Source organism: Streptomyces sp. 63XJN7_1_ISO-PGPR-S23-121, assembly GCF_056173025.1.
Map to the genome: position 1 here is coordinate 700,099 of NZ_CM149653.1, position 20,620 is coordinate 720,718.

Here is a 20,620-nt window from a genome sequence, read left to right on the forward strand (position 1 = left end):
GAGCGAACCGTTGCGTCGGCTATGGTTCCGCAGTGTGGCGCCTGTGACCGGTGTGTCTGCGCAGCGGGCCGAGCAGTCTGCGGGACCAGGGCGGCCAGGGGTCCGCCGGTCGCCGGACCGAGTGGAGCGCCGCCCCTCAACGAGGACGAAACCGGAACGGTGGAGATGACCCAGACGGATCGAATATCTGCTGTCGGCGAGGCCCAGGGGGGATTCGAGCCGGGACCGGCGGACGCGCCGCTGCCGGAAGCGGCGCGCGTTCCCGTCGCGGCCGGTGCGCCCGTCCGCGGCAGCAACCGGCTCGCCGCGCTGGACGGGCTGCGGTTCCTGGCGGCGCTGGCGGTGGTGCTCTTCCATTTCGGCGGCCAGAAGCCCCACACGATGGAGGTCTTCTGGGGGCGGCCGTACCAGGAGGTCTTCCCCCGGGCGCACGGGTACTTCGCGTACGGCCAGTTCGGGGTCGACCTGTTCTTCCTGATCAGCGGCTTCGTGATCTGCATGAGCGCGTGGGGCCGGACTCCGCGTGACTTCTTCATCTCGCGCGTCACCCGTCTGTACCCGATGTACTGGGTGGCGATCCTGGTCTCCGCGTGCGTGCTGTACTTCGCCGACACCCCGTTCGCGCACCGCGACCCGCGGGTGCTCTTCGCGAACCTCACGATGCTGCAGACACCCCTGGGCGTCAACAATTTCGACGCGGTGTACTGGACGCTATGGCCGGAGCTCTGCTTCTACCTGACCTTCTCGGTCGTGGTCTGGAAGGGCCTCACCTACCAGCGTGTGGTGATCTTCGCCGGGCTGTGGACCGTGGCCGCGGTGCTCGCCCCCGCCGCCGACATGCCGCTGCTCACGCTCCTGGTCAACCCGCAGTCGGCCCCGTACTTCATCGCCGGCATGGCCTTCTACCTCATGTACCGCTTCCGGCCGACGCCGTTGCTGTGGGGTGTCGTGGCGATGTCGTGGCTGCTGGCGCTGCACTTCCTGCTGGCTCCCCGCGGTGGCCGCATCAGGTGGGACACCTGGTCGCCGTCGTACGGCTGGCTGATCCTCGTGACCACGGTCTTCTTCGCGCTGATCGCCGCCATCGCGCTCGGCTGGTCCAGCTGGATCCGCTGGCGCTGGCTGACCGTCGCGGGAACCCTGACCTTCCCGCTCTACCTGCTGCACGACATCATCGGCATCACCGTCCTGCACCGCTACGCGGACCGTGTGGACCCGTGGGTGCTGGTCGGGGTGACCACGGCGGGCCTGATCGTCCTGTCGTACGTGGTCCAGCGCTTCGTCGAGCGACCCGTGGCGGTGGCCACGCGACGGTGGCTCAAGAGCGCCGACTTCGGGTGGAAGCAGCCGGCGCGACGCCGCTGACAGCGGCCGGGCGGACGCGCGAGCGAGACCGTCGGGGTGTTCGTACCCCGGTGGGAATTTCCGATTTCGGGCACGTGACAACAGGTTCGTGATCGAAGCTGACCGTAGGCTGCCGGTCATGTGCGGAATCGTGGGATACGTGGGGTCGCAGTCGGCGCTCGATGTCGTGATGGCCGGACTCAAGCGGCTGGAGTACCGGGGATACGACTCGGCGGGCGTCGCCGTGCTCGCCGACGGCGGGCTGGCCACCGCCAAACGCGCCGGCAAGCTCGTCAACCTCGACAAGGAACTGTCCGAACACCCGCTGCCGGCCGCCGCGACCGGCATCGGACACACCCGCTGGGCCACGCACGGCGGACCCACCGACGTCAACGCGCACCCGCACCTCGACGACGCCGGCCGGGTGGCCGTCGTCCACAACGGCATCATCGAGAACTTCGCGCAGCTCACGACCGAGCTGGAAAAGCGCGGCCACGTGCCGGCCTCCGAGACGGACACCGAGGTCGTCGCCCACCTGCTCGCCGAGGAGTACTCCGCCTGCGCCGACCTGGCGGAGGCCATGCGGCTGGTGTGCCGGCGGCTGGAGGGCGCGTTCACGCTGGTCGCGGTGCACGCGGACGAGCCGGACGTGGTCGTCGGCGCCCGGCGCAACTCGCCGCTCGTGGTGGGCGTCGGGCAGGGCGAGTACTTCCTCGCCTCCGACGTCGCCGCGTTCATCGCCCACACCCGGGACGCGCTCGAGCTCGGCCAGGACCAGGTCGTGGAGCTGCGCCGGGACGGCGTGACGGTCACCGGCTTCGACGGCGACCCCGCGGACGTGCGCTCGTACCACGTCGACTGGGACACCTCGGCCGCCGAGAAGGGCGGCCACGACTACTTCATGCTCAAGGAGATCGCCGAGCAGCCCAAGGCGGTCGCCGACACCCTCCTCGGCCGCATCGACGGCTCCGGCTCCCTCACCCTGGACGAGCTGCGGATCCCGCCGGAGGTGCTGCGCGAGGCCGACAAGGTCGTCATCGTCGCCTGCGGCACGGCCTTCCACGCCGGGCTGATCGCCAAGTACGCCATCGAGCACTGGACGCGCATCCCCTGCGAGGTGGAGCTGGCCAGCGAGTTCCGCTACCGCGACCCCATCCTCGACCAGCGGACCCTGGTCATCGCCATCTCCCAGTCCGGCGAGACCATGGACACCCTCATGGCGCTGCGCCACGCCCGCGAGCAGGGCTCCAGGGTGCTGGCCATCTGCAACACCAACGGCTCGACCATCCCGCGCGAGTCCGACGCGGTGCTCTACACGCACGCCGGTCCCGAGGTCGCCGTGGCCTCGACGAAGGCGTTCCTGACCCAGCTGGTGGCCTGCTACCTGGTCGCCCTCTACCTCGGCCAGGTCCGCGGCACGAAGTACGCCGACGAGATCCGCGGCGTCGTCCGCGACCTCTCCCGGATCTCCGGCGCGGTCGACCAGGTCCTGGAGACCATGCAGCCGGTACGGGAACTGGCGCGCTCGCTCGCCCACAAGGACACCGTGCTGTTCCTGGGCCGGCACGTGGGGTACCCGGTCGCACTGGAAGGCGCCCTGAAACTCAAGGAGTTGGCGTACATGCACGCCGAGGGCTTCGCGGCGGGCGAGCTGAAGCACGGGCCGATCGCGCTGATCGAGGAGGACCTGCCGGTCGTCGTGGTCGTACCGTCCCCGCGCGGCCGGTCCGTGCTCCACGACAAGATCGTGTCCAACATCCAGGAGATCCGGGCCCGGGGCGCGCGGACCGTCGTCATCGCCGAGGAGGGCGACGAGGCGGTCGTCCCCTACGCCGACCACCTCGTCCGGATCCCCGCCACCCCGACCCTGCTCCAGCCGCTGGTGGCGACGGTGCCGTTGCAGGTCTTCGCCTGCGAGCTGGCCACGGCCCGGGGCAACGAGGTGGACCAGCCGCGGAACCTGGCGAAGTCGGTGACGGTGGAGTGACGGCCCGGGCGTCGGCCTAGGCTGCTCGGCATGAGCATCATCGGGGTCGGGATCGACGTGGCCGAGATCGACCGCTTCGGGGCGTCGCTGGAGCGCACGCCGGCCTTGGCGCGGCGGCTCTTCCTGGAGAGCGAGCTGCGGCTGCCGAGCGGGGAGCGCCGGGGCGTCGCCTCGCTCGCCGCCCGGTTCGCGGCGAAGGAGGCGTTGGCCAAGGCGCTAGGGGCGCCGGCGGGGCTGCACTGGCGGGACGCCGAGGTGTACGTCGAGGACAGCGGCCGGCCGCGGCTGCGGGTCACCGGGACGGTGGCGGCGCGGGCGGCGGAGCTGGGCGTGACGTCGTGGCACGTGTCGCTGAGCCACGACGCGGGGGTGGCGTCGGCGGTCGTGGTCGCGGAGGGGTAGGGCCCGCCCTCCGCACCGGAGCGGGCCCGCGGGACCCCCTCCACGCGGTCCGGGCCGGTGCCGGGCCCGGGCGAACCGGGCCGGCGCGGCCCGTGACGTTCGCGGCGGACCGGGAAGACTCGACGACATGCGGACTGCGTACAGCGTGGAGACGGTCAGGACGGCCGAACGGGAGTTGATGGCGAGGCTGCCGGACGGGGCCTTGATGCAACGGGCGGCGGCCGGGCTCGCCGCCGCCTGCGCGGAGCTGCTCGGCCGCGTGGCCGGCCGGGTCTACGGCAGCCGGGTCGTGCTGCTGGTCGGCAGCGGCGACAACGGCGGCGACGCCCTGTACGCCGGGGCGCGGCTCGCCCGGCGCGGGGCCGGTGTGACGGCCGTACCGCTCACGCCCGGGCGCGCGCACGCCGGCGGGCTAGCGGCGCTGCGGCGGGCGGGCGGACGCGTCGCCGCCGAGGGTGACGGACAGCGGCTGATCGAGCGGGCCGACCTGGTCGTGGACGGCATCGTCGGGATCGGCGGCCGGGGCGGGCTGCGGGCGGAGGCGGTGCCGCTGGCCGCCGCGGCCGGGCGGGCACGGGCCGCCGTCGTCGCGGTCGACCTGCCGAGCGGCGTCGACGCCGACACCGGGGAGGTGCGCGGTGAGGCGGTCCGGGCCGACCTGACGGTGACCTTCGGTACGCACAAGCCGGCGCTGCTGGTCGACCCGGCGCGGGAGTACGCGGGGTCGGTGCGGCTGGTGGACATCGGGTTGCCGCTCCCCGGGGACGCGGCGGAACTGGAGGCCCTCCAGCACGCGGACGTGGCCCGGCTGCTGCCGGTGCCGGGCACGGAGAGCGACAAGTACCGGCGCGGGGTCGTCGGCATCGCCGCCGGGTCGGCGCGCTACCCGGGGGCCGCCGTGCTCGCCGTCTCCGGGGCACTGCGGGGCGGGGCCGGGGCGGTGCGCTACGTCGGACCGGCGGGGGACGCGGTGATCGCGCGCTTCCCGGAGACCCTCGTGTCCGACCGGGGACCCGAGCGGGCGGGCCGGGTGCAGGCGTGGGTCGTCGGACCCGGGGCCGGGGACGACGCCGCGACCGTGGCGGAGGTGCTGGGGGCGCAGGTGCCGGTGCTGATCGACGCGGACGGGTTGCGGCTGGCCGACCCGGAGGCGGTGCGGGGCCGCGCGGCGCCGACGCTGATGACGCCGCATGCCGGGGAGGCGGCGGCGCTGCTCGGCGTGAGCCGGGAGGAGGTCGAGGGGGCTCGGCTGTCCTCGGCGCGGGAGCTGGCGGGGCGGTACGGGGCGACGGTGCTGCTGAAGGGTTCGACCACGGTGGTGGCCGCGGCGGGCGGGAAGGGGCCCGTGCGGGTCAACGCGACGGGGACGTCGTGGCTGGCCACGGCGGGGAGCGGGGACGTGCTCTCGGGGCTGGCGGGGTCGCTGCTGGCGGCGGGGCTCTCGGCGGTGGACGCGGGGAGTGCGGGGGCGTATCTGCACGGGCTCGCGGGGCGGATGGCGGCGGTGGGGGCGCCGGTGGGGGCGCACGACGTGGCGGAGGCGGTGCCGCGGGCGTGGCGGGACGTGCGGGGGATGTGAGCGGGCGAGGGTGACGCCGGGCGCCGTGAGGCTGTGGGTGCGGCCGTCGCAGCGGGGAGTGGATCGCGCGGCCCGGCGCCGCGGGGTGCCTCCCCCACTCTCGGCTTCGCTCGAGAGTGGGGGAGGCACCGCCCGCCCGTGCCGCCCCTGGGGCACCTCCCGGGCCGTACGGGCACCGGGGGAGGCACGACTGCCCGCGGCTGGGGCAGCGGCTGCCGTGGGGGTGGCCGGGGGCTCTGAGAGACTGGGGGCACGATGAGTGAGACTTCCGTCCAGTGGGCCGCGTCCCTGCGGGGCCGTGCAGAGATCGATCTGGCCGCACTGCGGGCCAACGTGCGCGCACTGCGTGAACGGGCGCCCGGTGCGGCCCTCATGGCCGTCGTCAAGGCCGATGCGTACGGCCACGGCGCCGTCCCGTGCGCCCGCGCGGCCGTCGCGGCCGGTGCGACCTGGCTCGGCACCGCCACGCCGCAGGAGGCGCTCACGCTCCGCGCGGAGGCGGGACTGCCGGACGACGTGCGGATCATGTGCTGGCTGTGGACGCCGGGCGGCCCCTGGCGGGAGGCCGTCGAGGCCGGTCTCGACGTCTCCGTCAGCGGCATGTGGGCCCTCGACGAGGTCACCGCGGCGGCGCGCGCGGCCGGCCGGACCGCTCAGGTGCAGCTCAAGGCCGACACCGGGCTCGGCCGCGGCGGCTGCCAGCCCGGCCACGACTGGGAGGAACTCGTCCGGGAGGCCCTGCGGGCCGAGGCCGAGGGGCTGGTCCGCGTCACCGGGCTCTGGTCGCACTTCGCCTGCGCCGACGAGCCCGGGCACCCCTCCATCGCCGCCCAGCTCCTCCGCTTCCGGGAGATGACGGCGTACGCCGAGCGGCAGGGCGTGCGTCCCGACGTGCGGCACATCGCCAACTCGCCGGCCACGCTCACGCTCCCCGACGCCCACTTCGACCTCGTACGCCCCGGCATCGCGATGTACGGCATCTCGCCCAGCCCCGAGATCGGCACCCCCGCCGACTTCGGACTGCGCCCCGTGATGACGCTGTCCGCCGCCTTGGCCCTGGTCAAGCGGGTCCCCGGCGGCCACGGCGTCAGCTACGGCCACCACTACACCACCCCCGGCGACACCACCCTCGGTCTCGTCCCACTCGGCTACGCGGACGGCATCCCGCGCCACGCCTCCTCCACCGGCCCCGTCCTGGTCGAGGGCAAGTGGCGCACGATCGCGGGTCGGGTCGCGATGGACCAGTTCGTCGTCGACCTCGGCGGGGACCGGCCCCCGGCCGGCACCGAGGCCGTGCTGTTCGGACCCGGCGACCGCGGCGAGCCCACCGCCGAGGACTGGGCGCAGGCCGCGGGCACCATCGCGTACGAGATCGTCACCCGGATCGGCGCGCGCGTGCCCCGTGTCCACGTGAACGAGTGAGCGTTTCGGGCCCGCGTGACCAGTGACACGTGACGCGCGCCCGGCCCGGCGTGTATGACGGGCATGCCGCACGCGTTCGGGTGAATGAGGAACCAGAGGGGAATCCGCCCCGCGGCCCGGTGAAGAGGAGCGGTACGTGAGCGAGAGCAGCGCGGAGGGTGTCGCGGACGTCGCCGCGGCGGCCGTCGCCTCCGCCGCGGAGGCCGCCACCGACGTGGCCGCCGGGGGCTGGCGCCGGGCGACCGGGATCGCCGGTGCCGCGATAGGCGTGGTCGCCGCGGGCGCGGCGGCCGGCGTGGCGATAGAGCGGCTCACCGTCGGCCGCGGCATACGGCAGAAGGCGCGGCTCGCCCTCGACTCCGCGGGACCGTACGGCGGGCTGCGCGGCACCCCCGGCAAGGCGTACGCCGAGGACGGCACCGAGCTGTACTACGAGGTCGACGACGTCGACCCGGAGACCGAGTCCGCGCTCCCCCGCCGCCGCCGGCGGCTCTTCGGCCGCAGGACGCCCGCTCCCGTCACCGTCGTCTTCTGCCACGGCTACTGCCTCAACCAGGACTCCTGGCACTTCCAGCGGGCGGCGCTCAGGGGCGTCGTGCGCACCGTGCACTGGGACCAGCGCAGCCACGGACGGTCGGGGCGGGGCGTGGCCCAGATACGCGACGGCGAACCGGTCACCATCGACGAGCTGGGCCGGGACCTGAAGGCCGTCATCGACGCGGCCGTGCCCGACGGCCCGGTCGTGCTGGTCGGCCACTCCATGGGCGGCATGACGGTGATGGCCCTGGCCGACCGCTTCCCCGCCCTGATCCGCGAGCGCGTCGTCGGCATCGCCCTCGTCGGCACGTCGTCCGGGCGGCTCGGCGAGGTGAACTTCGGACTGCCGGTGGCCGGCGTCAACGCGGTGCGACGGGTGCTGCCGGGGGTGCTGAAGGCGCTGGGGCAGCGGGCCGAGCTGGTGGAGAAGGGGCGGCGGGCGACGGCGGACCTGTTCGCCGGGATCATCAAGCGGTACTCGTTCGCCTCCCGGGACGTCGACCCGGCCGTGGCCCGGTTCGCCGAGCGGATGATCGAGTCCACGCCGATCGACGTGGTCGCCGAGTACTACCCGGCGTTCAACGACCACGACAAGACCGAGGCCCTCGCCCGCTTCCGCGACCTGCCGGTGCTGGTGCTGGCCGGGGTGCGGGACCTGGTGACGCCCAGCGAGCACAGCGAGGCGATCGCCGGCCTGCTGCCGGACGCCGAGCTGGTGCTCGTGCCCGACGCGGGGCACCTGGTGATGCTGGAGCACCCGGAACTGGTCACCGACCGCCTCGCCGACCTGCTCGCCCGCGCGAACGAGAAGGCGCGCGGCGCGGCGGTGTGAGCGCGGCGGCGGCACGGGCGGCCGCGCCGGCAGCGGCTACCGTTGAGGGCTATGGAAGCACCAGCAGCACCGCAGGGCCCGGCCGGACCCGCCCCCGCCGTCGAGATCACCGTCACCTCACCGGAGCAGATGCGGGAACTGGGCCGCAGGCTCGCCAAACTGCTGCGCGCCGGTGACCTGGTAATGCTGAGCGGGGAGCTGGGCGCGGGCAAGACGACACTGACCCGCGGGCTCGGCGAGGGCCTCGGCGTCCGCGGCGCCGTCACCTCCCCGACCTTCGTGATCGCCCGCGTACACCCCTCGCTCGGCGACGGTCCGCCACTCGTCCACGTCGACGCCTACCGGCTGTCCGGCGGGCTCGACGAGATGGAGGACCTCGACCTGGACGTCTCCCTGTCCGACTCGGTGATCGTGGTCGAGTGGGGCGAGGGCAAGGTGGAGGAGCTCACCGAGGACCGGTTGCAGCTCCTGATCCACCGGGCCGTGGGCGACACCACCGACGAGGTCCGCCACGTGACGCTGACGGGTGTCGGCGAGCGCTGGGCGGCGGCCGACCTGAGCGTCCTCGCTTCCTAATGCTGTTGTCAAGCGGCGGCCGTGGCCGGGGGCGCCACTTCGTAGCACCGTCGGTCACGGATCAGAGCCCAGATGACGTTGACGCGTCGGCGGGCGAGGGCGAGCACGGCCTGGACATGCTTCTTGCCCTCGGCGCGTTTGCGGTCGTAGAACTTCCGCGAGTTCGGGTCGTAGCGGACGCTGACGAGCGCGGAGGTGTAGAAGACGCGCTGGAGTCTTCGGTGGTAGGCGATCGGCCGGTGGAGGTTGCCGCTGACCTTGCCCGAGTCGCGAGGTGCTGGGGCGACGCCGGCGAAGGCTGCCAGGGCGTCCGGGGAGTCGAACTCGTCGAGGCTGCCGCGGACGGCGGCGAGGAACTCCGCTCCCAGAACCGTGCCGATGCCGGGGACGCTCAGGATGATGTTGGCGAGCTCGTGCTCGCGAAACCGGCCCTCGATGAGCTTGTCCAGCTCACGGATCTGCTCGTTGAGGGCCATCACCTCCTCGGCCAGGGTGTGGACCAGCTTGGCGATGGTCTTCTCACCGGGGACGGCGGTGTGCTGGCGTTCGGCGGCCTCGACCGCAGCCTCGGCCAGGGCTCTGGCATTGCGGACCTTGCGGTTGGCCAGCCACCTCGCGAGCCGTGTGATGCCGGCCCGGCGGATCGCGGCCGGGGTCTGGTAGCCCGTCAGCAGCCTGAGCGGTCCCGTGCTGGTGACATCCAGGGCCCGTTCCAGGGCCGGGAACATGCTCAGCAGGGTGCCGCGCAGGCGGTTCACCACGCGGGTGCGGTCCTCGACCAGGTCGGCCCGGCGTCCGGTCAGCAGTTTGAGTTCGATGGCGGCTTCGTCGCCGGGACGGATGGGCCGCAGGTCGCGGCGCATTCTGGCCTGGTCGGCGATGACATAGGCGTGGCGGGCGTCGGTCTTGCCCTCGCCGCGGTAGCCGTCGGATGCCCGGTTGACCAGCCGGCCGGGCATGTAGAGGACCTCCTGGCCGTGGTTGACCAGCAGGGCCAGCAGCAGTGCCGGCTCTCCGCCGGTCATGTCGATGGCCCAGGTGACCTCACGGCCGTCGGCCAGGTCCAGGACGTCACCGATCAGCTTCAACAGCTCGGGCTCGTCGTTGGCCACCCGCCGCGACAACAGGGTCTTGCCGTCCGCGTCCAGAACAAGGCCGTGGTGATGGCCCTTGCCGCTGTCGATCCCCGCCCATATCCGGCTCATTGCGCTCCTGACATGCGTGTGCGTACTGCTCGTGCCACGGACGACTTCGCCGGCATTGCTCTACACAGCGACTTGTTCGCACTTCCTAATCGGCGGCCGAGTCGTCGTGGGGCGCTGGGCGGCGAAGCAAGGGAAGCCACGAGACGGCAGCCGCCTGATAGCCACACCCAGCACCCCTGGGCGACCCAACCCTACGAATGGCTCGATCAACCCGATCAAGAAGGTAGAGCCGCCTGAGGCGGTTGCCGGCCCGGATTCCGACAACACGTCGGCAAGATGTTGCCAACGGGGTCCCGCCCGTGGTCACATGGTGGTCAGCTCGTAGTTAGGCATGCCTAACTACGCCCGCCCCCGACCTTCAGGAGGCGTCCGTGCCGCAGCCCGTGACCCAGCCGCCCGCGCCCGCCGGGGTGTCCATGCACGACCTGCTCGCGGCCTGCGCCGCGGCGGCCGCGGTGTCCACGCCGCCGCGCGCGCCCGAACCGGAGCGGTGCCGCCCCGTCCGGGAGCACCGCGAGGCCGCCTGACCCGGCGGATGTCAGGGGATGACGACGACGGGCTGGCCGATCGTCGCGAACCGCCACATCGCGTCGCCGTCCGCGCGGGACTCCCGGATGCCGCCGGTCCGCAGGCCCGGAGCCGGCTTCGGCGGCGAGGCGTCCACCGCCGCGCTGAAGCCGACGACCACGCCCGCGACGCTGGTGAAGCGCACGACGTGCTCGACCGGGACGCCGTCCGAACCGGTGATCCGCTTCGAGCGCGACGTGACGGCGTAGGTGCCCGGCATCGGGTCGACCCTGCCGGGAGTGACCGTGAAGGTGTTCTGGACCCGGTTGTCCGGGCCGACCAGCCACACCCGGTCGTCGTCCAGCGAATACACCACCCGCTCGCCCCGTCCCGAACCGAGGGGCAGGGCGTCCGGGTGCCGCGCGTCGCGGGGTGCCTTGGAGGCGCCGGGGGCGGGCTTGCCGGTCGCGTGCGCCCTGTCCGGCTCGGCCGGCAGGCGGGCCGACGCCTGGTAGGTGAGGAAACCGACCGTGCCGAGGGCCGCCGCGGTGAGCGCGGCCACCCAACCGGCGCTGCTGCTTGCCACTGGGACCACCTGGGCCTCGTACGTCGTACTCGGGAAGCGGGGCGTCACGAGCGGTGCGGTTGTCGTCACGCTGCGTGCTTCCCGCGACCGTAGCAGCAGGCGGCCGTCCGACCCGGCCGTCCGACACGGGCCCGCGGGCGCCGTAGGCTGTTTGCGTGCTCTTGCTCGCTCTGGATACCGCCACGCCCGCCGTGACCGTCGCGCTGCACGACGGTACGGACGTCATCGCCTCGTCGAGCCAGGTGGACGCACGCCGGCACGGTGAGCTGCTGCTCCCCGCCGTCGACCGGGTCCTCGCCGAGGCCGGACTGCGACTCGACGCCGTCACCGGCGTCGTCGCGGGCACCGGCCCCGGCCCCTACACGGGGCTGCGCGTCGGCCTGATGACCGCGGACACCTTCGGGCTCGCACTCGGCGTCCCCGTGCACGGCGTGTGCACGCTGGACGGACTGGCGTACGCGGCCGACCTGGAGGGCCCCTTCGTGGTGGCGACGGACGCCCGCCGCAAGGAGGTCTACTGGGCCCGCTACGCCGACTCCCGCACCCGTCTCACCGATCCGGCGGTCGACCGTCCCGCCGACATCGCCGAGCAGGTGGCCGGGCTCCCCGCCGTCGGCGCCGGCGCCCTGCTGTACCCGGACACCTTCCCGCGGGCGCACGAGCCCGAGCACGTGTCCGCCGCCGCCCTGGCCTGCCTGGCCGCCGAGAAGCTCGCGGCGGGCGGGGAACTGCCCGCGCCCCGGCCGATGTACCTGCGCCGGCCGGACGCCCAGGTCCCCAAGAACTACAAGGTGGTCACCCCCAAGTGACCGGGCCCGTGACCTCGACCGTGGACGCCGTGCTGCGCGAGATGCGCTGGTGGGACATCGACCCGGTGCTCCGGCTTGAGCGGGAGCTGTTCCCGGAGGACGCCTGGTCGCGGGGGATGTTCTGGTCCGAGCTGGCCCACGCGCGCGGGCCGGGCGCGACCCGGAAGTACGTCGTCGCGGTGCTGCCGGACGAGGCCGGCGCGAACGGCGACCGCATCGTGGGCTACGCGGGCCTCGTCGCCTCCGGCGAGCAGTCCGACGTGCAGACCGTCGCCGTCGCCCGCGACCACTGGGGCACCGGACTCGGCGCGCGGCTGCTGACCGAACTGCTGCGGGCGGCCACCGCCTTCGAGAGCACGGAAGTGCTGCTGGAGTGCCGGGTGGACAACACCCGTGCGCAGCGGCTGTACGAGCGCTTCGGTTTTGAACCCATCGGCTTCCGGCGCGGCTACTACCAGCCGGGCAACGTGGACGCCCTGGTGATGCGCCTGACCACAGCGCCCGGCGGCGGCCCCGCCGCGGGCGCCGACCCCGTACAAGGAACCGACAACCATGGCTGACTCACGCGACGAACCTCTCGTACTGGGGATCGAGACCTCCTGCGACGAGACCGGTGTCGGTGTCGTGCGCGGCACCACCCTGCTGGCCGACGCCGTCGCCTCCAGCGTCGACGAGCACGCCCGGTTCGGCGGCGTCGTCCCCGAGGTGGCGAGCCGCGCTCACCTGGAGGCGATGGTCCCCACCATCGACCGCGCGCTGAAGGAGGCGGGCGTCAGCGCCCGCGACCTCGACGGCATCGCCGTCACCGCCGGCCCCGGCCTGGCCGGCGCCTTGCTGGTCGGCGTCTCGGCGGCCAAGGCGTACGCCTACGCGCTCGGCAAGCCCCTGTACGGCGTCAACCACCTCGCCTCCCACATCTGCGTCGACCAGCTCGAGCACGGGCCGCTGCCCGAGCCGACCATGGCGCTGCTGGTCTCCGGCGGGCACTCCTCGCTGCTGCTGTCGACGGACATCACCTCCGACGTCCGGCCGATGGGCGCCACCATCGACGACGCGGCCGGCGAGGCCTTCGACAAGATCGCCCGCGTGCTGAACCTGGGCTTCCCCGGCGGCCCGGTCATCGACCGGTACGCGCGCGAGGGCGACCCGCAGGCGATCGCGTTCCCGCGCGGACTCACCGGGCCGCGCGACCCGCGGTACGACTTCTCCTTCTCCGGGCTGAAGACGGCCGTGGCCCGCTGGATCGAGGCCAAGCGGGCGGCGGGCGAGGACGTGCCGGTGCGGGACGTGGCGGCCTCCTTCCAGGAGGCGGTCGTGGACGTGCTGACCCGCAAGGCGGTGCGGGCCTGCAAGGACCAGGGCGTCGACCACCTGATGATCGGCGGCGGCGTGGCCGCCAACTCGCGGCTGCGGTTCCTGGCGCAGGAGCGCTGCGAGGCGGCCGGCATCCGGCTGCGCGTGCCGCGGCCCAAGCTGTGCACGGACAACGGCGCCATGGTCGCCGCCCTCGGCGCCGAGATGGTCGCCCGTAACCGGGCCGCCTCCGACTGGGACCTGTCGGCGGACTCCTCGCTGCCGGTGACGGACCCGCACGTGCCGGGGCAGGGCCACACGCACGACCACGTCCACGAGACGGCCAAGGAGAACCTGTACCCGTGACCGTCGCGCTGATGTGGGAGGCGCGGGCCGTGCCCGGCCGGGGCGAGGACCTGCTGGCCTGGGTACGGGCGCAGCCCTTGGACGGCCGGCCGCTGCGCCGGGAGACGCTGCGCGCCCCGCAGGACCGGGTCCTCGTCGTCACCTGGTGGGACGCCGCCTACGACGCCGACCTGCCCGAACTGCCGGAGCCGGACGGGAGCCTGGTCACGCGGGCGGTGCACCGGTGGCGGTTCGAGTCGGTGGCCGCGGACTGACCCGGAGCGCCCGCGCCGGCGCCGGCGGCGTCAGAGCGCCGGTGACACCTCCGCGTCGCAGCGCAGCCGCCGGTCCGGTCCGAGCACCCGTGCCGGGCCGGTGAGCGTCAGCCGCGCCGTGTGGCGGACGTCCGCGCTGGACGCCGCCAACCTCAGTTCCAGGGCGCCGGGTTCGACGGTCCGGCGGCCCGAGCGGTCGGTGAACGCCGAGAGGTCGGCGTGGAACCGGAACGTCACCCGGCGGGCCTCGCCGGGCGCCAGCTCCAGCCGCCGGTAGCCGATCAGGCGGACGTCCGGGCGGGTCACCGACGCCACGGGGTCGTGCAGGTAGAGCTGCACCACCTCGGCGCCGGACCGGTCACCGGTGTTGCGCACGGTCACCGACACGTCGTACGAGCCGTCCGTGCCGATCTCCACGCCGTCCTCCGGGCCGTCCTGCGGGCCGCCGGTGGGGCCCTCCCACGCGAACGTCGTGTACGAGCGGCCGTGGCCGAAGGGGTACAGCGGGGTCGGGTCGAGGTTGCTGACCTCGCCGGCCAGGCCCAGCGGAGGCTGGAGATAGGTCCACGGCTGGCCGCCGGGCAGGTGCGGCACGCTGACCGGGAGGCGGCCGGAGGGGGAGACACGGCCCGACAGCACGCCCGCCACCGCCGGGCCGCCCTCCTCGCCGGGGAAGAACGCCTGCACGGCGGCGCCGAGCCGCCCGTGCCAGCGGCCGAGCGCGTAGGGGCGCCCGGTCAGCAGCACCAGGACCACCGGCACGCCCGTCGCGACGAGCGCGTCCAGCAGCGCGCCCTGGACCCCGGGCAGCCTGAGGTCGCTGACGTCGCAGCCCTCGCCGGAGGTGCCCCGCCCGAACAGTCCGGCCCGGTCGCCCAGGACCGCGACGCACACGTCGGCCTCGGCGGTCCGCGCCACCGCCTCCTCGAAGCCCGACGTGTCCGGCCCGGAGGTGTCGCAGCCCTCGGTGAACGTCACCTTGGCGTCGGGCAGTTCGGCCCGCAGGGCGTCCAGCACGGTCGGGATGTCGATGCCCGCCGGCACCCCGGGGTGGTGGGGGAGGACGTGGGACGGGAAGGAGTAGCAGCCCAGCATGGCCAGGGCGTCGGCGGCCCGCGGGCCGACCACCGCGATCCGGGCGTCGGGAGCGAGCGGCAGGACGCCGTCGGGATTGTCCAGGAGCACCACCGACTCCTCGGCCAGCCGGCGGGCCAGGGCGCGGTTGGCGGGGGAGTCCAGGTCGACCGGGCCGGGGCCGCCGGCCGGCTCGGGCGTCCAGTCCTCGTCCAGCAGGCCCAGTTCGCATTTCTGGAGCAGCACGCGGCGGGCCGACACGTCGATCAGTTCCTCGGGGACCTCGCCCGCCCGGACCGCCTCCAGCAGGGGCCTGCCGTAGCAGTGCACCGTCGGCAGCTCCACGTCGATGCCGGCCGCGAGGGCCAGGTGGGCCGCCTCGGCGGGGGTGCCGGCGACCCGGTGCAGGGACTCCAGGAAGCCGATGCCGAAGTAGTCGGCGACCACCGTGCCGGTGAAGCCCCACTCGTCCCTCAGCAGCCCGGTCAGCAGTGCCGGGTCGGCCGAGGCGGGGACGCCGTCCGTCTCCGTGTAAGCCGCCATCACCGACCGGGCGCCGCCCTCGCGCAGCGCCAGCTCGAACGGCGGGAGCGTCACGTCGGCGAACTCCCGCACGCCCGCCCGCACCGGGGCCAGGTTGCGGGCGCCGGCCGAGGAGGCGTACCCGGCGAAGTGCTTGAGCGTGGCGACGACCCCGGCCGACTCCAGGCCCCGGACGTAGGCGCTGCCGATCGTGCCGACCAGGTACGGGTCCTCGCCGATCGTCTCCTCCACCCGGCCCCAGCGCGGGTCCCGCACGACGTCCAGGACGGGGGCGAGGCCCTGGTGGACGCCGACCGAGCGCAGGTCGTGGCCGATGCGCCGGGCCATCTCCTCGACCAGGTCGGGGTCGAAGGCGGCGCCCCAGGCCAGCGGCACCGGGTAGGCGGTGGCCCGCCAGGCGGTGAAGCCGGCCAGGCACTCCTCGTGGGCGAGCGCCGGGATGCCGAAGCGGCCGGCCTCGCGGATGCGGTGCTGGGCGCGGGCGAGGGCCCGCGCGCCGAGGGCCGGGTCGACGGGGGCGGTGCCGAACGGGCGGGTGAGCTGGCCGAGGCCGTGGGTGATCAGCTCGTCCCAGTCGTGGTCGGCGGTCATCTCGTGCTGGAGCGGGGCGACGCCGTCGCCGTCCGTGGCGGCGCCCACCCACACGCCGTAGAGCTGTGCGGTCTTCTCCTCCAGGGTCATCCGGGCCAGGAGGTCGTCGACGCGGGCGGCGGCGGGCAGGGCGGGGTCACGCCAGGGCGCGGTGGTCATGGAACTCCTGTCGGGGTGGACGGGACGGCTGCCCTCTCACGAACGCTTGGCCACGAACGGCTGCGAATGTTTCGACACAATCAGCGAATGTTCCGGAAACCTATGGCCGGGGGAAGTCTTCGTCAAGAGGGGCAGCGGGGTTACGATCGCCGCCATGACATCCCCGCAGCCCGCCGAAACACGGCCGCAGAGGCGGTCCGCGCAGACCGCGACCCTCGCCGAGATCGCCCGCGAGGCCGGTGTGTCGGCACCGACTGTTTCGAAGGTCCTCAACGGCCGCGCCGACGTCGCCCCCGCGACCCGGGCCCGCGTGGAGGACCTGCTGCGGGCCCACGGCTACCGTCGCAGGCGGGCCGAAGCGACCCGCTCGCCCCTGATCGACCTGGTCTTCCACGAGCTGGAGAGCGCCTGGGCGATGGAGGTCATCCGGGGCGTGGAGAACGTGGCGCGGGACGCGGGGCTCAGCGTCGTGCTCTCCGAGAGCGCCGGCCGCCTCACACCCGGCAGGACCTGGGCCGACCAGGTCGCCGCCCGCCGCCCGCACGGCGTCGTCCTCGTGCTGTCCGGGCTGGACGAGTCCCAGCGGGCCCTGCTGACCAGCCGCTCCATCCCGTTCGTGGTCATGGACCCGGCCGGCGACCCCGGTGCCGACGTGCCGTCCATCGGCGCCACCAACTGGCAGGGCGGCCTCGCCGCCACCCGCCACCTGATCGACCTGGGGCACACCCGCATCGGCGCGATCAGCGGCCCCACCCGGATGATGTGCAGCCGCGCCCGCGTCGACGGTTACCGGGCCGCCCTGGAGACGGCCGGACTGCCGGTCGACCCGGAGCTGATCGTGACCGGCGACTTCCACCACGAGGCCGGCTACCGCCAGGGCCTGGAACTGCTGCGCCGCGCCGACCGGCCGACCGCGGTCTTCGCCGGCAACGACCTCCAGGCGCTCGGGCTCTACGAGGCCGCGCGCGAACTGGGGCTGCGCATCCCGCAGGACCTGAGCGTGGTCGGGTTCGACGACCTGCCGGTGGCCCGCTGGGTGGGGCCGCCGCTGACGACCGTGCGGCAGCCGCTCACGGAGATGGCCGAGGCGGCGGCCCGTCTCGTGCTGGACCTCGGCCGCGACGACGGCCCGGCCGCGGCCACCCGGGTGGAGCTGGCCACCAGCCTGGAGGTGCGCAGCAGTACGGCACGGCCGCCGGCCGCCTGAGGCGGCCGGCCGACCGCCGGACCGAAACATTCGCGAAAGGTTTCGGCGCCCGTCGGCCCCGGTCTGCTCACCGACCCGGCCCGGCTGTACCGGGTCGCCGACGCGGTCACCGGCAGCCTGACCACCGACACCGGGCTGGACTCGCTGGGCGAGCAGACGGACCTCGGCCGCGGCCTCGCGGGCCTGTCGGAGGACGCCGTGCGGACGGTGACGATGCCGGTCGATCCGGCCCCGTGGGACGGCAACCGGGTGGTGGCCCGGGAACCGGACGCCCGGAAGCTGTGGGAGTCGCTCCGCTGAACCACCTCTGACCCGCGAGGATGCCGGTGCGGATGCGGCCGGGACGGGAGCCGGAAAAAATTCTCGGGAAAAATCCGGGGCGCTGTCGATCCACGGCCCTCCCGTTCGACGTACGGGTGGAAGGCCGGGAGCGACCCGGTCCCCAACCACCGAGGAGTCACCATGCCCCGCTACCTGTCGCTCGTGCGCATCGACGAGAACAACGCCCCCGCCGGCGGCCCCAGCCCGGAGCTGATGCAGCGCATGGGGGAGCTGATGGAGGAGATGACGAAGGCCGGCGTCCTGCTGGACACCGCCGGGCTGACCCCCACCGCCCAGGGCACCCGCGTCCACTACGAGGCCGGGCAGCTGTCCGTCACCGACGGTCCCTTCACCGAGACCAAGGAGGTCATCGGCGGCTACGCGCTGATGCAGGCCAAGGACATGGCCGAGGCGATCGAGTGGACCAAGCGCTTCCTGAAGGTCCACGAGGAGCACTGGACGGTGACCTGCGAGGTGCGGGAGATCATGGAGGGCTGACGTCCGCTTCGTTCCGGGCGCGCGAGGGTGTTGCATGTGGGCTGTGAAGCCACAGCCCACCACCGCCTCCGACCGGACCACGGAGGCGATCGAGACGGTCTTCCGGCTGGAGTACCCGCGCGTGGTCGCCGGCGTCGCCCGCGTCGTCCGGGACGTCGGCATCGCCGAGGAGATCGCGCAGGACGCGCTGGTCGCGGCCCTGGAGCAGTGGCCCCGCGACGGGGTGCCCGACCGTCCGGGCGCCTGGCTGACGACCACCGCCCGGCGCCGCGCCGTCGACCTGGTCCGGCGCCGGGAGACCTACGCCCGCAAGCTGGCGGAGATCGGCCGGGACCTGCCCGTCGCCGCCCCGCCCGAGGAGCCCGCCGACCCGGACGGCATCGACGACGACCTGCTGCGGCTCGTCTTCACGGCCTGCCACCCGGTGCTGTCCGCCGAGGCGCGGATCGCGCTGACGCTGCGCCTGCTGGGCGGCCTGACGACCGCCGAGATCGCCCGCGCCGTCCTGGCACCGGAACCGACGGTCGCGCAGCGCGTCGTGCGCGCCAAGCGGACGCTGGCGGCACGGAACGTCGCCTTCGAGGTCCCGTACGGACCGGAGCGGACGGCTCGGCTCGGCTCGGTCCTGGAGGTCATCTACCTGATCTTCAACGAGGGCTACGCGGCCACCGCCGGCGAGGACTGGCTGCGGCCCGGCCTGTGCGAGGACGCGCTGCGCCTGGCCCGTGTGCTGTCCGCCCTCATGCCGAAGGAACCCGAGGTCCACGGCCTGACCGCGCTGCTCGAGTTCCAGGCGTCCCGCACCGCCGCCCGCACCGGCCCCGACGGCGCCCCCGTCCTGCTCAGGGACCAGAACCGCCGCCGCTGGAACCGCATGCTCATCGCCCGCGGCATCACCGCCCTCGACCGCGCGAACGCCCACGCCGCCGGTGCCCCCGGCCCGTACGCGCTCCAGGCCGCCATCGCCGCCTGCCACGCCATGGCGTTCACCTACGAGGAGACCGACTGGCCGCGCATCGCCACGCTGTACGGCCTGCTCGCGGCCCGCGCCCCGTCCCCGGTCGTCGAACTCAACCGCGCGGTCGCCGTGTCGATGGCCGAGGGCCCCGCCCCGGCGCTCGCCCTCGTCGACGCCCTCGCGGCCGAACCCGCCCTGCGCGGCTACCACCTGCTGCCCAGCGTCCGCGCCGACCTGCTGCTGCGCCTGGGCCGTACGGCGGAGGCCCGCTCGGAGTTCGAACGCGCCGCGTCCCTGACCCGCAACGAACGCGAACGCGACCTGCTGGCCCGCCGCGCACGGGAGTGCGGCTGAGACGCCGTCAGCGCACCGGGTGCCCGATCAGCATCGTCGGCGCCCCCGCGACCCGGGTCATGAACACCGTGGCCGCGTTCGGCCCCTGGGGCCTGACCTTGCGGCGCAGCTCCTCCGGCTCGACCGCCGAGCCGCGCTTCTTCACGGTGAGCGTGCCGACCCGGCGCTCCCGCAGCAGCGCCTTCAGCTTCTTGACGTTGAAGGGCATCCGGTCGGTGATCTCGTACGCCGTGGCGTACGCCGTCGGCACCAGGTCGTCCGCGGTGACGTAGGCGATGGTCGCGTCGAGCAGCCCGCCGCCCACCTGTGCGGCGACCTCGGCGACCAGATGGGCCCGGATGACGGCACCGTCGGGCTCGTACAGGTACCGGCCGGGCGTGCGGACCTCCGGGTCGGGCAGGCCGGTGCCGAGCAGGGTGCGCGGCCCCGGCAGCAGCGTCGCCCGGACCGCCCCCGGCGCGGTGCCGAACCACAGCACCGCCTCCTTCACGTCCCCGCCGTCGGAGATCCACTCGGCCTCGGCGTCGTCCGGCACCGCCTCGTGCGGAATGCCGGGTGCCACCTTCAGCGCGGCGGCGCGCGGCGCCTTACGGGCGGCCTCCACGGCCCAGGACAGCGGCGGCGAGTACGCCTCGGGATCGAAGATCCGGCCCCGTCCGCCGCGCCGCGCCGGGTCGACGAAGACGGCGTCGTACCCGCTCGTGTCCACCTCGGTGACGTCCGCCTCGCGCACCTCGACCAGGTCGGCCAGCCCGAGCGCCTCGGCGTTGGCGCGGGCGGCCCCCGCCGTCGCCGGGTCGCGGTCGACGGCCAGGACCCGGATGCCCGCGCGGGCCAGCGCGATCGCGTCGCCGCCGATCCCGCAGCACAGGTCGGCGACCGAGGCGATGCCCAGGTCCTTGAGGCGTTCTGCCCGGTACGCCGCCACGCTCGCCCGGGTCGACTGCTCCACCCCGTTCGGCGTGAAGAACATCCGCCCGGCGTCCTCGGCCCCGAACTTCGCCACCGCCCGCTGCCGCAGCCGCGCCTGCCCGAGCGCCGCCGACACCAGCCCGGCCGGGTGGTCGCGGCGCAGCCGGGTGGCGACGGCCAGCTCCCGCGCGGGGTCGGTGTCGCGGACCTCGTCGAGCAGGGCGCGGCCGTCGGGGGTGAGCAGGGCGTGGAGGGCGTCGAGGTCGTTCACCGGCCCATTGTGGGCCAGTCGGTGGATGGTGTG

18 protein-coding genes and 2 pseudogenes are annotated in these 20,620 nt (G+C 74.1%); 16 read left to right on the top strand and 4 right to left on the bottom strand.

The features are described 5' to 3' along the window. The first annotated feature begins 165 nt into the window (after positions 1-165). From AC0VYN_RS03405 to tsaE, 7 genes and pseudogenes are all read left to right on the top strand, one after another. Positions 166-1,365, top strand: a complete 1,200-nt coding sequence (locus AC0VYN_RS03405) for an acyltransferase family protein (RefSeq protein WP_475534704.1) — start codon at positions 166-168, stop codon at positions 1,363-1,365. 118 nt (positions 1,366-1,483) lie between these two features. Beyond that, positions 1,484-3,331, top strand: a complete 1,848-nt coding sequence (glmS, locus tag AC0VYN_RS03410; protein ID WP_475534705.1) for a glutamine--fructose-6-phosphate transaminase (isomerizing) — start codon at positions 1,484-1,486, stop codon at positions 3,329-3,331. Between the two features lie 30 nt (positions 3,332-3,361). Continuing rightward, complete coding sequence (locus AC0VYN_RS03415) at positions 3,362-3,733, top strand: holo-ACP synthase (RefSeq protein ID WP_451689397.1); 372 nt, start codon at positions 3,362-3,364, stop codon at positions 3,731-3,733. A 127-nt stretch (positions 3,734-3,860) separates the two neighbouring features. Next, complete coding sequence (locus AC0VYN_RS03420) at positions 3,861-5,312, top strand: NAD(P)H-hydrate dehydratase (RefSeq protein WP_475534706.1); 1,452 nt, start codon at positions 3,861-3,863, stop codon at positions 5,310-5,312. A gap of 255 nt (positions 5,313-5,567) precedes the next feature. After that, positions 5,568-6,734 carry an alanine racemase gene (gene alr, locus AC0VYN_RS03425; RefSeq protein WP_475534707.1) on the top strand — a complete coding sequence of 389 codons (1,167 nt, stop codon included), beginning with the start codon at positions 5,568-5,570 and terminating at the stop codon, positions 6,732-6,734. Between the two features lie 136 nt (positions 6,735-6,870). Continuing rightward, positions 6,871-8,186, top strand: a pseudogene (locus AC0VYN_RS03430) (alpha/beta fold hydrolase); the annotation flags it as partial. After that, a complete protein-coding gene (gene tsaE / locus AC0VYN_RS03435; RefSeq protein ID WP_475534708.1) occupies positions 8,155-8,679 on the top strand; it encodes a tRNA (adenosine(37)-N6)-threonylcarbamoyltransferase complex ATPase subunit type 1 TsaE in 525 nt (174 codons plus the stop codon). The pseudogene AC0VYN_RS03430 and the gene tsaE, both read left to right, overlap by 32 nt. An 8-nt stretch (positions 8,680-8,687) precedes the next feature. Here tsaE and AC0VYN_RS03440 read toward each other — a convergent pair whose 3' ends face one another. Beyond that, complete coding sequence (locus tag AC0VYN_RS03440; RefSeq protein ID WP_475534709.1) at positions 8,688-9,884, bottom strand: IS110 family RNA-guided transposase; 1,197 nt, start codon at positions 9,882-9,884, stop codon at positions 8,688-8,690. A 371-nt stretch (positions 9,885-10,255) separates the two neighbouring features. Here AC0VYN_RS03440 and AC0VYN_RS03445 point away from each other — a divergent pair, with 371 nt between their 5' ends. After that, the gene (locus AC0VYN_RS03445) at positions 10,256-10,411 is read left to right on the top strand and encodes a hypothetical protein (RefSeq protein WP_475534710.1); all 156 of its coding nucleotides are present in this window, start codon (positions 10,256-10,258) and stop codon (positions 10,409-10,411) included. Between the two features lie 11 nt (positions 10,412-10,422). Here AC0VYN_RS03445 and AC0VYN_RS03450 read toward each other — a convergent pair whose 3' ends face one another. Then, entirely contained in the window at positions 10,423-10,977 is a 555-nt protein-coding gene (locus AC0VYN_RS03450; RefSeq protein ID WP_475534711.1) for a hypothetical protein, read from the bottom strand. Between the two features lie 155 nt (positions 10,978-11,132). On the opposite strand from AC0VYN_RS03450, the gene tsaB reads away from it, so the two are divergent. From tsaB to AC0VYN_RS03470, 4 genes are read left to right on the top strand one after another with little or no spacing between them, the layout of a single operon-like run. After that, entirely contained in the window at positions 11,133-11,786 is a 654-nt protein-coding gene (gene tsaB / locus AC0VYN_RS03455) for a tRNA (adenosine(37)-N6)-threonylcarbamoyltransferase complex dimerization subunit type 1 TsaB (RefSeq protein WP_475534712.1), read from the top strand. A gap of 41 nt (positions 11,787-11,827) precedes the next feature. Then, entirely contained in the window at positions 11,828-12,346 is a 519-nt protein-coding gene (gene rimI / locus AC0VYN_RS03460) for a ribosomal protein S18-alanine N-acetyltransferase (RefSeq protein WP_475536806.1), read from the top strand. Continuing rightward, positions 12,339-13,445 carry a tRNA (adenosine(37)-N6)-threonylcarbamoyltransferase complex transferase subunit TsaD gene (gene tsaD, locus AC0VYN_RS03465; protein ID WP_475534713.1) on the top strand — a complete coding sequence of 369 codons (1,107 nt, stop codon included), beginning with the start codon at positions 12,339-12,341 and terminating at the stop codon, positions 13,443-13,445. The genes rimI and tsaD overlap by 8 nt, the downstream gene beginning before the upstream one ends. After that, entirely contained in the window at positions 13,442-13,699 is a 258-nt protein-coding gene (locus tag AC0VYN_RS03470; protein ID WP_475534714.1) for a hypothetical protein, read from the top strand. Before tsaD ends, AC0VYN_RS03470 begins: the two co-directional genes overlap by 4 nt. A gap of 30 nt (positions 13,700-13,729) precedes the next feature. On the opposite strand, the gene AC0VYN_RS03475 is transcribed toward AC0VYN_RS03470, so the two are convergent. Beyond that, the gene (locus AC0VYN_RS03475) at positions 13,730-16,066 is read right to left on the bottom strand and encodes a beta-xylosidase/alpha-l-arabinosidase (RefSeq protein ID WP_475534715.1); all 2,337 of its coding nucleotides are present in this window, start codon (positions 16,064-16,066) and stop codon (positions 13,730-13,732) included. Between the two features lie 154 nt (positions 16,067-16,220). Here AC0VYN_RS03475 and AC0VYN_RS03480 point away from each other — a divergent pair, with 154 nt between their 5' ends. The 4 genes and pseudogenes from AC0VYN_RS03480 (at position 16,221) to AC0VYN_RS03495 (ending at position 19,404) form a co-directional block, all read left to right on the top strand. Next, the gene (locus tag AC0VYN_RS03480; RefSeq protein ID WP_385459173.1) at positions 16,221-17,273 is read left to right on the top strand and encodes a LacI family DNA-binding transcriptional regulator; all 1,053 of its coding nucleotides are present in this window, start codon (positions 16,221-16,223) and stop codon (positions 17,271-17,273) included. Positions 17,274-17,336: 63 nt separating this feature from the next. Further along, positions 17,337-17,573: pseudogene (locus AC0VYN_RS03485) on the top strand (LCP family protein); the annotation flags it as partial. Between the two features lie 162 nt (positions 17,574-17,735). Continuing rightward, positions 17,736-18,092, top strand: a complete 357-nt coding sequence (locus AC0VYN_RS03490; RefSeq protein ID WP_451689405.1) for a YciI family protein — start codon at positions 17,736-17,738, stop codon at positions 18,090-18,092. 34 nt (positions 18,093-18,126) lie between these two features. Further along, positions 18,127-19,404, top strand: a complete 1,278-nt coding sequence (locus AC0VYN_RS03495; RefSeq protein WP_475534716.1) for an RNA polymerase sigma factor — start codon at positions 18,127-18,129, stop codon at positions 19,402-19,404. Between the two features lie 7 nt (positions 19,405-19,411). Here AC0VYN_RS03495 and AC0VYN_RS03500 read toward each other — a convergent pair whose 3' ends face one another. Beyond that, positions 19,412-20,587, bottom strand: coding sequence for a class I SAM-dependent methyltransferase (locus AC0VYN_RS03500; RefSeq protein ID WP_475534717.1), 1,176 nt, complete (start codon positions 20,585-20,587; stop codon positions 19,412-19,414). Between the last annotated feature and the right edge of the window lie 33 nt (positions 20,588-20,620).

Excerpts from the sequence above, each read along its gene's own strand:
- AC0VYN_RS03440 (WP_475534709.1), bottom strand. The coding sequence starts at position 9,884 with ATGAGCCGGATATGGGCGGGGATCGACAGCGGCAAGGGCCATCACCAC.
- tsaD (WP_475534713.1), top strand. The coding sequence starts at position 12,339 with ATGGCTGACTCACGCGACGAACCTCTCGTACTGGGGATCGAGACCTCC.
- AC0VYN_RS03420 (WP_475534706.1), top strand. The coding sequence starts at position 3,861 with ATGCGGACTGCGTACAGCGTGGAGACGGTCAGGACGGCCGAACGGGAG.
- AC0VYN_RS03415 (WP_451689397.1), top strand. The coding sequence starts at position 3,362 with ATGAGCATCATCGGGGTCGGGATCGACGTGGCCGAGATCGACCGCTTC.
- AC0VYN_RS03480 (WP_385459173.1), top strand. The coding sequence starts at position 16,221 with ATGACATCCCCGCAGCCCGCCGAAACACGGCCGCAGAGGCGGTCCGCG.
- AC0VYN_RS03405 (WP_475534704.1), top strand. The coding sequence starts at position 166 with ATGACCCAGACGGATCGAATATCTGCTGTCGGCGAGGCCCAGGGGGGA.
- glmS (WP_475534705.1), top strand. The coding sequence starts at position 1,484 with ATGTGCGGAATCGTGGGATACGTGGGGTCGCAGTCGGCGCTCGATGTC.
- tsaE (WP_475534708.1), top strand. The coding sequence starts at position 8,155 with ATGGAAGCACCAGCAGCACCGCAGGGCCCGGCCGGACCCGCCCCCGCC.
- rimI (WP_475536806.1), top strand. The coding sequence starts at position 11,828 with ATGCGCTGGTGGGACATCGACCCGGTGCTCCGGCTTGAGCGGGAGCTG.
- AC0VYN_RS03495 (WP_475534716.1), top strand. The coding sequence starts at position 18,127 with ATGTGGGCTGTGAAGCCACAGCCCACCACCGCCTCCGACCGGACCACG.
- AC0VYN_RS03475 (WP_475534715.1), bottom strand. The coding sequence starts at position 16,066 with ATGACCACCGCGCCCTGGCGTGACCCCGCCCTGCCCGCCGCCGCCCGC.
- AC0VYN_RS03490 (WP_451689405.1), top strand. The coding sequence starts at position 17,736 with ATGCCCCGCTACCTGTCGCTCGTGCGCATCGACGAGAACAACGCCCCC.
- alr (WP_475534707.1), top strand. The coding sequence starts at position 5,568 with ATGAGTGAGACTTCCGTCCAGTGGGCCGCGTCCCTGCGGGGCCGTGCA.